Below are 12,493 nucleotides of genomic sequence, written 5' to 3'. Positions count from 1 at the left end.
CCGCGTCCTCCCCGGCAACCGTCGCCCGCCCCCCCACAGGAGAACGACCATGAACGACAAGGACGTTGAGAAGACCGGAGAGCAGGCACACCCACAGGCCCCTTGGTGGGCGGGACTCGGGATGCTGGGCGCCCTCACCCTGATCGTCGTCGGTGGAATCGCGGCAGCCTGGACCTTCCTCGCCCCTGCCGCAGGGCTGTCATGGCTGCCCTTCACCCCGGACGAACCTGCAACCGGCTACTACCAGGCCGCCAAGCTCGTCGCGATCGGCCTGGTCATCCTGGGAACCGCCCTGCTGGGCCGCCGCAGCCGCACCGCGGTCGCCGATGAGCCGGAGAAGCCACAACGGACTTGAGCGGCTGGAGAGCGCCCACACCTGCGACCGACCAGCGCTCGGCGCCGGTCAGGCCGGGCCAGGCCAGACCGGGCTGCAGCCTCCGTCGACGACGCAGTGATCCCCATGATGAAACCGGGCCCACCCCGAGGAACCAGCACCGGGCAGCCCGTTCCTGCACTGTGAAACGCTGCGGTCACTACCCGTGGTGACGCCACCGCGGACGCGGGCCGCGTGTACGGATTCACTGTCGCCACATGATGAGTTCTCGTCCCGATCATGGATGAACCTGCAAGGTTTGCTCAACTTCGGGCAGGGACCTCCGTTGGGGCTGCCGCCTCTTTCTCGCACCACCTTCGTAAGGAGCCGATGATGGCGTTTCCCAGTGACCTCGATATCGCTCGCTCGGCGGCGTTGAAGCCGATCGAGGATGTGGCCAATGGGATGGGTCTGAGCAGCCGGTCGCTGCAGGCGTACGGCGACGACGTGTGCAAGGTGCGGCTGGAGGCGCTGGACGACCTCGCCGACCGCCCTCGCGGCAAGTACGTGGTCGTATCGGCGATCACCCCGACGCCGTTGGGCGAAGGCAAGACGACCACCACGGTGGGACTCGGCCAGGCGTTCGCGCACATCGGGAGGAAGGCGTCGATCGCGATCCGGCAGCCGTCGATGGGGCCGACGTTCGGGATCAAGGGCGGCGCCGCGGGAGGTGGCTATTCCCAGGTCGTTCCGATGGAGCTGCTGAACCTGCACCTCACCGGGGACTCCCACGCCGTGACCGCGGCGCACAATCTGCTGTCCGCGACGATCGACAACCACCTGTTCCAGGGCAACGACTTGGACCTGGACCCGCACCAGATCACATGGCGCCGCGTGCTCGACGTCAACGACCGCGCACTGCGCAACGTCATCGTCGGGCTGGGGTCGCGGGCGGACGGGGTGCCGCGGCAGACCGGGTTCGACATCACCGCTGCCAGCGAGGTGATGGCTGTGCTGGGGCTGACCACGTCGCTGCCTGATCTGCGGGCGCGGCTGGGGCGGATCGTAGTCGGCTACACCCGCGGCGGCGACCCTGTCACCGCCGAACAGCTGCAGGCCGCGGGATCGATGGCTGTGATCATGCGGGAAGCGATCAAGCCCAATCTGATGCAGACCTTGGAGAACACCCCTGTCCTCGTGCATGCAGGCCCCTTCGGCAACATCGCCACCGGCAACTCCTCGGTGATCGCTGACTCGATCGGCCTGCGCTGTTCCGAATTCCATGTGACCGAGGCCGGGTTCGGAGCGGACATGGGTGCGGAGCGGTTCTTCAACATCAAGTGCCGCACATCCGGCGAGGCCCCCGACGCGGCCGTCGTCGTGGCCACGGTCCGCGCGCTCAAGGCCCATTCGGGCAACTACAAGATCGTCGCCGGCAAGGAACTCTCCCCGGAACTGCTGGCGGAGAACCCCGACGACGTCGCACTCGGGGCGGAGAACCTGCGCAAGCAGATCGACAACATCCGGATGCACGGCATCCCGGCCGTGGTCGCGATCAACGCGTTCCCGACCGACCACCCCTCGGAACACCAGGTGATCCAGAAGATCGCTGCCGAGATGGGTGCGAAGTCGGCGGTGTGCACCAACTTCGCGGACGGCGGACGCGGCGCCACGGAGTTGGCCGAAGCCGTCGCCGAAGCGTGCGAGGAGCCGTCGAAGTTCCAGCTCCTCTACCCCGACGCCGCCACCCTGCGCGAAAAGATCGAGACGGTCGCAACAAGGGTCTACGGCGCCGACGGCGTCGACTACACCTCCGCGGCGGAACGCCAACTCGACACCTACGAACGCGCCGGCTTCAGCAACCTCCCCGTCTGCATCGCCAAGACCCACCTCTCGATCTCCTCGGATGCCGCCCTCAAGGGTGCCCCCACCGGCTGGCGGCTCCCTGTCCGCGAGGTCCGCGCCTCCGCCGGCGCCGGGTTCGTCTATCCCCTGTGCGGTGCCATGCGCACCATGCCGGGACTCGGCAGCAAACCTGCCGCGGCGCGCATCGACCTCGACGAGAACAGCGAGATCGTCGGACTGTCGTGAACGAAACCACCGATTTCCCGTCGGCGACCGTCCGCGGGTTCCTCGACCAGGTCGCGGCACGCACGCCGGCGCCGAGTGGCGGCGCGGCGTGTGCTGTCGCCGTCGGGACAGCGGCCGCGCTGGTCGCGATGGCGGCCCGCTTCTCCACGAGACAACTGCCCGACGCCGACCGGCTCGCCGCGAACGCCGACGAACTGCGCGCGGAGGCGCTGCCGTTGGCAGATGCGGACGCCGAGGTGTACGGAGAGCTGCTCGCCGCTTCCCGTGACAAGGGGCCCGGCCACGAGGAGCGGTTCGCCGAGGCATGCCGTGCGGCGTGCGACGTGCCGTTGCGGATGAGCGGTACCGCGGTCAGGGTCGCCGAACTGGCCACGAGGGTGGGCACCGAAGGCAATCCGAACCTTCGCGGCGACGCGTACACGGCGGTGATGCTGTGCTCCGCGGCCGCGGAGTCGGCGGCCGCGCTCGTGGGGATCAACGCTCGTGCGGGCAACCTCGACGATGAACGGGTGCGCCGGGCTGCCGGCCAAACGCTCGCCGTCGCACGGGCGGTGACGGCCCTGAAGGAAAACCTCGGGCCGCCGGCGTCGGCGTCCGGCTGAGCAGCAGGCCATCGACTCCGGAAAGCCTTCGCGCGTGCCGCCCTCCGGATGGTGAGGTGGCACGGTGACCAATCACGATGAGGCGGCGGCTGTCCGACCGTTGACATTGGCCTGGGTGAGCCGGCACCTGGAGGTCGGCGAACGGATCGTCGGAACCGAGGTGCTGCACGGCGGCATCACTGCCGAAGTGCGGAGGCTGACCGTCGGCACCCGGGACGGAGGCACCCGTGACCTGGTGCTGCGTACCTTCGTCGACGTGGAGGACGCCGAGGACAGTCTGAACAGGGAGGCCGGCGCCCTGACCCTGCTCTCGGGGACCGGCGTGCCGGCTCCCGGACTGGTCGCGGTTGATCCGGCCTCCGCGCATTGCGAGTATCCATCGCTCCTCATGACACATCTGCCGGGCCGGACAGTCCTCGACGATGAGGGACTGGAGACGCGCCTCCCTCTGCTGGCCCGCCAACTCGTCGCGATCCACGCGCTGCGACCCTCTGAGCGGCCCCGGGAGTATGTGGCGCTGACGACGGCCGACACCGTGGTGACTCCCAAGGGCGCCGACGCAGCGGCATGGGCGGCAGGCATCGACATGCTCCGCAAGCCCCCGCCGCCCTACGAAGGGCGGTTCCTGCACCGGGACTTCCACCCCGGCAACGTGCTGTTCGACGTGCCGCCCCCGAGTCCGGCGGGTCCCCGCATCACCGGCGTCGTCGACTGGGCGGGGGCCTCCTGGGGCCCGGCGGATCTCGACGTGGCGCACTGCTCCACCAATCTCGCGCTGCTGCACTGCCCGGCGTGGGGTCTGCGGTTCGCCGAGGCGTACGAGGAGGCCGGCGGGGTGCTGGCCGCCACCGCGAGCGAGCGGCTGTACTGGCAGATGCGGGACGGGCTGGCGTTCTCAGAAGACCTGCGGGTGGTGGCACAGACATGGCGGGAGGCGGGGAGGACAGAGCTGACGACGCGGGCCGTGGAGGAGCGGCTGGACGCCTACGTCACCGCCCTGATGGACACGCTGGCCTGAACGGCCCCCGGGCCAGGCCGTGTCAGGGCCCGCATCGGTGCCCATGACAAACGTAAAGCGATGCCACGATCTCGCCCGGCAGACGGAAGGTTCGACCTAGGGTCCTCCCCGTAGCGGGCTCAACTCTCGCCGGATGGACGCTCGTTCGTACGAACTGGCCGGTTTGCGTGACGCACGCAGTTCGGGCACCTCAGAGTCGTCCCGGGTCGGCGGGCGTCGTAATTCCCCGCTGAGAACGCAGAGTTCGCCAAGCATGCTCCTGCCACGGGCCACGGGGGCCAGCAGGGAAGCCCAGGGGAAGGACATCCATGGAATCGCTCAGCAGGAGACGGGCCCTCGCGCTCGGCAGCGGCGCCGCGCTCGGCACGGCGGGCATCCTGGCCGGCGCTGCCGGCGCGGACGCCGCACGTGCCAGGGCCGACGGCCCGGAAAGTGCGGGCAATTGGCAACGTCTCGTCGTCGTCACCGCGAACGTCGGACGCGACCACCGGGACGAACGCGAACGGGCCATCCGCGACGTACGGCATGCGGTGTCGATCGACGGCGAACTCGCCGCCCCTCTCGTGGGCTGGCAGGAGATCGGAGAAGGGGACGACGACGGCAAGGAGGCCGGGTTCATCCGCAAGCATTTCGGGAGCTCCTTCCACAACCTTTTCGTCGGAGACAAGGTCGCCGGCCACGTCCCGATATCCGTTCCGCGCACGTTCAATGTCGTCGACCGCAGGGTGACCTTCGCCCACGGCGGCAAGGCCGACGTCTCGCCGCACCGCGTCATCACCGAGGCAGTTCTGGAACTCGCTGCCGACCCGCAGGTGAGGTTCGTCTTCGCCAACACCCATTACGTGGCCGGGGCCTGGAACGGCAAGAACGACCCGGCAGAGGCGTGGCGGATCAAGATGTGGCGGCGGCACTTCCGCAAGCACCGCGACGACGTCCTCAAGCACTGGCACGACAAGGGCTACCCGGTCATCTGGACCGGCGACGTCAACCGCAGCCCCATGCCGCTTCTCGTTCCCAAGAAGGAAAACCGCGCCTTCCCCCGCGGCATCGACCAGATCGCCTGGCTGCCCGGAACCAATGGCACGGAGCTCAGGCTCAAGCGCACGGCGAGCGTACCGATGCACGTCGACGGACACGACGCCCGCGTCGCCGTCATGCAGATCCGGCGAGGGTGACGCCGCATTCCCCGCGGGACGGCCGCCCTGCACCTGCTGCGTAGCCGTGTGCGGGGCGGTGCGCCCGGTTGCCGGCCTGCTCATTGAGCCCTTGTCCAACCTGTTCTTGCAGGTCAGGGCGCTTCCTCCGCCACCATCCCGCTGTCCGGTCGCCCCCGAACCACCTCGCCGGCCCGATCCGCCGACACCGCGCGCGTCGTGCTCCGTCACCGGATCCGTCACTGGATCAGCGATGCCGACCGACCCGAGTGATGAGTTGTCGCGCCCGCACCCGTCACACATACGACGGGAGACACGAGGCGGAAGGATGACGTGATGAGTGCGGACACGCGGCTGGAGGAGCTGGGCGTGAGCGGGCTGGGCGAGGTCGACGAGCCGACGTTCTCGGGGCTGGCGGAACGGCACCGGCGGGAGCTGCACGTGCACTGCTACCGGATGCTCGGGTCGTTCGAGGACGCCGAGGACACCGTGCAGGAGACGTTCCTGCGTGCCTGGAGGCGGCGGGAGACCTTCGAGGGCCGGTCGACGTTCCGGGCCTGGCTGTACCGGATCGCCACCAACGCGTGCCTGGATCTGCTGGCCAAGCGCCGGCCTGAGCCCGCGACCGGCGGCGAGGTGCTGTGGCTGCAGCCCTACCCGGACCGGCTGCTCGACGAGCTGCCCGCGCGTGACGCGGACGAGCCGGAGACCCTCGCCGTAGCGCGGGAGACGATCGAGCTGGCGTACCTGGTCGCGGTCCAGCACCTCGCACCGCGCCCGCGGGCCGTGCTGATCCTGCGGGACGTGCTCGGCTGGCCGGCGAAGGACGTCGCGGAGCTCCTCGGGGACTCCGTCAACTCCGTGAACAGCGCGCTGCAGAGGGCCCGCGCCGGCATGCGGGAGCACCTGCCCGCCGAGCGGCAGGACTGGACCGGCGGCGAGGAGGACACCGCGACACGCGAGCTGGTGCGCCGCTTTGCCGACCTCAGCGTGGCGACCGACGTCGACGGGCTCGCCGCACTGCTGCGGGACGACGTCCGCTGCTCGATGCCGCCCACGCCTGGCCTGTACGTCGGCCGCGAAACGGTGGTGAACGACTGGATCGAGAGCGGCTTCGAGGGCATGAAGGGCCTGCGCACCGTCCTCACCTCCGTGAACCGGCAGCCGGCCGCCGCCTTCTACATCTGGCAGGAGCGGGAGCACGCGTACCTGCCACTGACGATCGACGTCCTGCGCATCACCGGCGGGGCGATCACCGAGATCGTCACCTTCCACGACGACCAGTTCCCGCGGCTGGGGCTGCCGGAGCGCCTGCCGTCGGAGGGCACGGAGTAGTCCCGGTGCGGACGCTCGCGCTGCGCGGTGGCGCGCGTCTCGCGGTGGTCGCGGCTGAGTGGTACGACGCGTTCGGCGTCGTCACCCGCGGGCGGGTGCAGCTGGAGCTGCGCGACGGCGAGCCCGGGCCCGTCCTCGGACGCGGCGCCGGGTTCTGGCTCCGCGGCACCGGCGTCCGAGCCCTGCGGAACCCCGGCCGTCGCACGGCGAGGGTGCGCATCGTCACCCCGAGGGCCAGGACCGTCACATGCCCGTCAACACACCCCGTACGCCAGTCACCGAATGATGGAGGAACGGCATGAACAGCATGAATGACAACACGGTCGTCGCAGGCCCGGCGCCGGGCCGGACCAGTCGCACCCACCGGCTCCGCGGACTCGTCGGCACCGGCCTCATGGCCACGCTCGCGGCGGTAGTGGCCACCACCCTCGCCGCTGCGCTTGCCCAAGCCGCCGGCGTCGGCTTCGAGATCCCCGACGGTGGCGAGAGGATCCCGTTGCCCGGGTTCGCCGTCGTGACGGGCGCCTGCTCGGTCGTGGGCATCGTCATCGCCGCTGCTCTTCTTCGTTGGAGCTCCCGCCCCGCCGACCGGTTCGTGCGGACGGCGGTGTCGCTGACCGCGATCTCGTTGGCACCGCCCCTCCTCACCGGGGCGAACACCGTCACCACCACCGCCCTCCTCGGGCTGCACCTCGTCCCTGCGGCGGTGATGATCCCCACCCTGACGCGGAGCCTTCGCACCCGGACCGACTGATGATCGGCCGTCCTCCCCCGACTCGGACGACTTCCGGCTGGCTATAACGTCGCTCCAAGGACACAAGGTGAGAGGGGCGCGAGACATGGTGAACGCGTCGAACCGTGCGAGTCGCACGCCGGCCGGACAGCTACGGGAGTTGCTCACCGCAGCACCGTCGCGGGGCCCGTTGCTCGCCCCGGGAGCCTACGACGCGCTGTCCGCGCGCCTGGTCGCCGACGCCGGGTTCGACTGCGTCTACATGACCGGCTTCGGCACCACCGCGTCGCTCATCGGGCAGCCCGACATCGGGCTGCTCACCGCGACCGAGATGGCCGACAACGCCCGCCGGATCGCCGCCGCCATCGGCGATACACCGCTGATCGCCGACGCGGACACCGGCTACGGCAACGCGCTCAACGTCGCCCGCACCGTCGAGACCTACGAGCGCGCCGGCGTCGCCGGCATCCAGCTCGAGGACCAGGTCATGCCCAAGCGATGCGGGCACATGGCCGGAAAGCAGGTCATCCCCACATCGGAGATGACGGGCAAGATCCGCGCCGCTTGCGACGCCCGCCGTGACCCGGACACCGTGATCATCGCCCGGACCGACGCGGTCGCCACCGATGGTGTCGATGCCGCGCTGGAACGCGCACGGGCATTCCGCGACGCCGGCGCGGACGTGCTGTTCGTCGAGGCGCCGACCGGAGAGGCGGACGTCGAGAAGATCGCAGACACCCTCGCCGCCGGCACGCCACTGCTCTTCAACTGGGCCGAGGGCGGGAAGACGCCGCCACTACCGCTTTCCCGCCTGCGCGAGTTGGGCTTCGCACTGGTCCTCTACCCGATCGGCACGCTGCTGGCCGCCACCGCCGGGGTTCGCTCGCTGCTGTCGGCCCTGCGCCGCGACGGGACGCCCGCCGCCGCCTTGAACGACTCGCAGAGTGTCAGCCTCCCCGGCTTCGAGGAGTTCACTGATCTGGTGGGACTTCCGGCCGCGCGGGAGCGCGAAGCCCGCTACACGTGACACGGGCAAGGGGGTCTCCCCGTACAGGGGGGCAAGAACGTACCGGTTCCTGCCGTCGGAGACGTAGCACGATCCTCTGAAGCCACGGATTCTGAGGGGCATGACGACCACCGCGCACCCGGAACTCCACCGCCCCTACTCGCTCGATGCGACAGCGCGCCGGCGTTTCGAAGATCAGGGCTTCGTCAAGCTTCCCGGCGTGCTCTCTCCCGGCACTGTCCGCAACTACGAGCCAGAGATCACTTCGAAGGTCATCGAGCTGAACACCCAGCGTCTCCCTCTCGCCGAGCGGGACACCTACGGCAAGGCGTTCCTCCAGGTGACCAACCTGTGGCAGCACAGCGAGGTCGTCCGGGACTTCGTCTTCTCGCCCCGACTGGCCCGCGTCGCGGCCGAGTTGCTAGGCGTCGACGCCGTACGCCTCTACCACGACCAGGCCCTCTACAAGGAACCAGGCGGCGGCATGACTCCCTGGCACGCGGACCAGTACTACTGGCCGCTGTCCACCGACCGGACGGTCACAGCCTGGATCCCCTTGCAGCAGACGCCTGTCGAGATGGGACCGCTGACCTTCGCCGTCGGCAGCCACCGCTTCGTCCACGGCCGCGACCTGCCGATCAGCGACGCGTCCGAACGCGAACTCCAACGCGCCCTTGCCGAGCAGGACTTCCCTGTGCTTGAGACCCCCTACGAGCTGGGCGACGTCAGCTTCCACAACGGCTGGACGTTCCATCGCGCCTCGCCCAACGGCGCGGTCAACCCGCGACGGGTGATGACAGTCATCTACATGGACGCTGACATCACCGTCGCCGAACCCGTCAACGACAACCAACGCGGCGATCTCCATGCCTGGATGCCGGGCACTGCCGTCGGCGAGATCCCCGCGACGCCCCTCAACCCGGTCCTCCACGACCGGGAGGCCTGACGACCAAGTCATCGGGCCCCACTGGCAGTTGCTCGGTCGCGACTACGGCGGGGTGAGGTGGAAGACGTCCGGTGGCTGCTCGCACCACTTCATGAGAATCCGGCACCGAAGAGGCAGATACTGCCGCGCCCATTGACATCCGGAGGTGGCTGGAGTTGGCTGCCGCGCAACATGTTAACGATAACACCCGCACGTGAGGGGCCAGTCCCATGCATGGACGCCGTCACAGCACGACCCCGAGATCCACCATGAACCGCCGAGGTCTCCTCGCGGCGGCCGGTGCCGCCGCTCTCACCACCGCCTGCGGAACCGCCGCGGGCCAGCCTCCCGGCGAGGTCGCCCTCCACGGCGACAACGCCTCATGGGGCAAGCCGATCGCCGCCGCGGGCCGCCGGATGAAGTCGACCGCCGGCATCGGACTGGTCCCGCAGGTCATACCGTCGCTCGAGTCGTTCGAGCAGATCGTCAAGTCCTCGCTGCGCACCAGCAAGACGCCGGACATGCTCAAGTACTGGTCGGGCTACCGCCTGCAGGATCTGGCACGCACCGGCGGCATCATCGAGATGACCGGTCACTGGGAAAGGGCCGAGGCGCGCGGCTGGGTCTACCCAGAGCTGCGCAGCGCCTTCACCTACAAGAACCGCGTGTGGGCCCTGCCGATGAACCTGGCCTACTGGGTCTTCTTCTACAACACCGAGGTCTTCGCCGAACACGACCTCGAAGCTCCGCAGACCTGGGAGGACTTCCTCGCAGCCTGCAAGCGCCTCAAGAGCGCCGGCATCACACCACTGCACGCAACGACCGACGGCCGCTGGCCCGCCTTCATCTGGTTCATGGAGGTCCTCGTCCGGCAGGACCCCCGCTTCTACCAGGACCTGATGAACGGGCGGGAGAGCTACACCGACCCGCGCGCCGTGCGGGCCATGCGCACCATCGTCTCCTTCTTCGACAACGACTGGTTCACGCCCATGGACATGAGCCATGACGACGCGGCCGCCGGTGTGGTGCACGGCAAGGTCGGGATGATGCCGGGCGGCACCTTCCTCACACCCAGCCTGCAGGCCGCGGGCGGCAAGCCGGGCGGCAACGTGGACGCGTTCGTGCTGCCCATGGCCGATGCCCGGGCGCGGCCCAGCATGATCTTCGAATCGAGCGCACTGGTGTGCACCAGCAAGGGCCCGGACCGCAAGGAAGCCGTCAAGGCGGCAGGGCAGTGGCTGCACCCGCGGGTGGCCGAGGCGTTCGCGCACACCCTGCAGGACGGCTGCCCCAACCCCCGTGTGGAACCGGCCAATCCGATGGTCGACGGCATCGCACGCACCGCGCGGCGGAAGCGGCTGTGGATGCTCAACCGCTTCTGGGAGCAGGGTCCGCCGGAACTGGTGGAGTCGACCGTCGACGACCTGGCGGGGTTCCTGCTCGACCCGCCCAGCTACCGGCAGGTGCTCAGGACGATGCAGGAGCGCGCCGACGAGGCGTGGCAGGTGTGGAGGGAGGCGGAGAAGGTATGAGCGAGACGCTGAGCGCTGCCGGGCCGATTCGGGTCAAGCGGCGGATCCCCACCCGGACGCCCGGACAGGCCTCCGGAGCGGCGACGGCGCGAGGCCGGCTGGGCAGCCCTGCCGGATCGCTGGTGTGGGCCGCCCCGGCGCTGGCCTTCGTCGGAGTCCTGCTGGTCTATCCGTTCTTCCGCAGCGTCTACGGCAGCCTCTTCGAGGACAACGGCTTCACCAGCGAGTTCATCGGGCTCGACAACTATGTCCGGCTGGCGGAGGACCCCATCCTGGGCCGTTCGCTGATCAACACGGTGATGTGGGTCGCTGGGACGCTGCTGCTTCCCGTGGTGGCGGGGCTGCTGATCGCGGTCGCCACGCACCGGATGCGCCTGGGGAACCTGGCGCAGCTGGTGATCGTTCTGCCGTACGCGATCTCCGGGGCGTCCACGGCCGTGCTGTGGAAGTTCATGCTGACCTCGGACGGCGCCGTCAACCAGGTGCTCGGTGCGGTCGGTCTGGGCTCGCTGGCACAGCCGTGGCTGCTGGAGTGGCCGCAGAACACCGTGTCCCTGATCGTGGCAGGCACCTGGCAGGCGACCGGCATCAACGTGGTGCTCTTCACCATCGGGCTGCGCGCCATCCCCCGCGACATCGTCGAGGCGGCGCACCTGGACGGCGTGAGCGGCTGGAGCATGTTCCGCCACATCACGCTGCCGCAGCTGCGGGCCATGACGGTGGTGGTCGTCGGCATGGCCATCGTCAACTCCCTCAAGGCGTTCGACTTGATCTGGGTGCTCACGCAGGGAGGCCCGTCCCGGTCCTCCGAGACGCTGGCACTGACGATGTACCGCGAGGCCTTCCGGCTCTTCCACGTCGGCTACGGCTCGGCCGTGGCCCTGGTTCTGTCCGTCATCGTCGTCGCCGCGTCCTGGCTGTATCTGCGCCGCCAGATGCCCGGCGCCCGGGACTGAGGAGGCACGGACGATGGGACGTGCGCTGCGCAACATGTTCGTCGCCGGATGCGTGCTGCTCTGGCTGATCCCGCTCTATCTGCTGATCGTCAACGCTCTTACCCCGGCGGGTGGTTACACCGGGACGCCCGACTGGGCACCGCGCGGGTTCGCGATCCTCGACAACCTGAGCATCGCGTGGAGCGAGGCGGGCATCGGGCAGAGCTTCCTGGTCTCGCTGCTGTATTCCGTGGTGTGCGGGTCGGTGGCCGTATTGGTCGCCGCGATGGCGGCGTTCGCCGTCGTCGTGCTGCCGGTTCCCAGGCCCGCCTTCTGGTTCTGGTTGATCTACTCCGGGACTCTCTTCCCGTTGCAGATGTTCCTCGCGCCGCTGTTCGGGCTGTACGCGGACGCCAACCTCTACGACACACGGCTCGGCCTGATGCTGGTATATGCGGCGTGGGCGGTGCCGTTCGCGTTCTTCCTCATCCGCAACCAGATGACGACCATGCCGCCGGAGGTCACCGAGGCGGCGATGCTGGACGGCGCGTCCTTCCGCCGGATCTTCTGGCGCATCCACGTGCCGCTGATGAGCTCCGGTCTGGGAGCGGCGTTCATCTTCCAGTTCACCGCGGTGTGGAACGACCTGCTGCTGGGCATCACGCTCAGCCGCAGCCCCGAGGTGCAGCCGGTGATGGCGGCGCTGACGACGCTCAACTCCGCGTACGGCTCCTCGGGTCCGCCCGTGATCCTGGCCGGGGCGCTGATCGTCTCCGTGCCGACCCTGCTCGTCTTCCTCCTCTTCCGTGGTCTCTTCCTCCGCGGAGTCACCGCGATCGCCCGATGAAA

Annotated in this window: 13 protein-coding genes; all 13 read left to right on the top strand. The window is 69.2% G+C overall.

What is annotated here, in order from left to right:
- Window positions 1–49: 49 nt before the first annotated feature.
- The 13 genes from G4Z16_RS31655 (at window position 50) to G4Z16_RS31595 (ending at window position 12,491) form a co-directional block, all read left to right on the top strand.
- Entirely contained in the window at window positions 50–355 is a 306-nt protein-coding gene (locus G4Z16_RS31655; RefSeq protein ID WP_197353983.1) for a hypothetical protein, read from the top strand.
- A 351-nt stretch (window positions 356–706) separates the two neighbouring features.
- A complete protein-coding gene (locus tag G4Z16_RS31650) occupies window positions 707–2,404 on the top strand; it encodes a formate--tetrahydrofolate ligase (protein WP_197353982.1) in 1,698 nt (565 codons plus the stop codon).
- Window positions 2,401–3,006: a cyclodeaminase/cyclohydrolase family protein gene (locus tag G4Z16_RS31645; RefSeq protein WP_197353981.1), complete on the top strand. Its 606-nt coding sequence runs from the start codon at window positions 2,401–2,403 to the stop codon at window positions 3,004–3,006. Before G4Z16_RS31650 ends, G4Z16_RS31645 begins: the two co-directional genes overlap by 4 nt.
- A gap of 64 nt (window positions 3,007–3,070) precedes the next feature.
- Entirely contained in the window at window positions 3,071–4,024 is a 954-nt protein-coding gene (locus G4Z16_RS31640; protein ID WP_197353980.1) for a phosphotransferase family protein, read from the top strand.
- Window positions 4,025–4,332: 308 nt separating this feature from the next.
- A complete protein-coding gene (locus tag G4Z16_RS31635; RefSeq protein WP_197353979.1) occupies window positions 4,333–5,199 on the top strand; it encodes an exonuclease/endonuclease/phosphatase family protein in 867 nt (288 codons plus the stop codon).
- Window positions 5,200–5,514: 315 nt separating this feature from the next.
- Window positions 5,515–6,513 (top strand): RNA polymerase subunit sigma-70, encoded by a 999-nt coding sequence (locus tag G4Z16_RS31630; RefSeq protein WP_197353978.1) that lies wholly within the window; start codon window positions 5,515–5,517, stop codon window positions 6,511–6,513.
- A gap of 5 nt (window positions 6,514–6,518) precedes the next feature.
- Window positions 6,519–6,815, top strand: coding sequence for a hypothetical protein (locus tag G4Z16_RS31625; RefSeq protein WP_197353977.1), 297 nt, complete (start codon window positions 6,519–6,521; stop codon window positions 6,813–6,815).
- Window positions 6,812–7,267: a DUF6069 family protein gene (locus G4Z16_RS31620; protein WP_197353976.1), complete on the top strand. Its 456-nt coding sequence runs from the start codon at window positions 6,812–6,814 to the stop codon at window positions 7,265–7,267. The genes G4Z16_RS31625 and G4Z16_RS31620 overlap by 4 nt, the downstream gene beginning before the upstream one ends.
- Before the next feature lie 85 nt (window positions 7,268–7,352).
- On the top strand, window positions 7,353–8,273 hold the full coding sequence (locus tag G4Z16_RS31615) for an isocitrate lyase/PEP mutase family protein (protein ID WP_197353975.1): 921 nt from the start codon (window positions 7,353–7,355) through the stop codon (window positions 8,271–8,273).
- Window positions 8,274–8,373: 100 nt separating this feature from the next.
- Window positions 8,374–9,198 (top strand): phytanoyl-CoA dioxygenase family protein, encoded by an 825-nt coding sequence (locus G4Z16_RS31610; protein WP_197353974.1) that lies wholly within the window; start codon window positions 8,374–8,376, stop codon window positions 9,196–9,198.
- 248 nt (window positions 9,199–9,446) lie between these two features.
- Entirely contained in the window at window positions 9,447–10,709 is a 1,263-nt protein-coding gene (locus tag G4Z16_RS31605) for an ABC transporter substrate-binding protein (protein ID WP_246531174.1), read from the top strand.
- Window positions 10,706–11,665, top strand: a complete 960-nt coding sequence (locus tag G4Z16_RS31600; protein ID WP_197353972.1) for a carbohydrate ABC transporter permease — start codon at window positions 10,706–10,708, stop codon at window positions 11,663–11,665. Before G4Z16_RS31605 ends, G4Z16_RS31600 begins: the two co-directional genes overlap by 4 nt.
- 13 nt (window positions 11,666–11,678) lie before the next feature.
- On the top strand, window positions 11,679–12,491 hold the full coding sequence (locus tag G4Z16_RS31595; protein WP_197353971.1) for a carbohydrate ABC transporter permease: 813 nt from the start codon (window positions 11,679–11,681) through the stop codon (window positions 12,489–12,491).
- Window positions 12,492–12,493: the final 2 nt, after the last annotated feature.

This window comes from Streptomyces bathyalis (assembly GCF_015910445.1).
GTDB classification, from domain to species: Bacteria; Actinomycetota; Actinomycetes; order Streptomycetales; family Streptomycetaceae; genus Streptomyces; species Streptomyces bathyalis.
The sequence above is the reverse complement of the archived record's forward strand: the minus strand, read 5'-3'. Positions and strand labels throughout refer to the sequence as shown.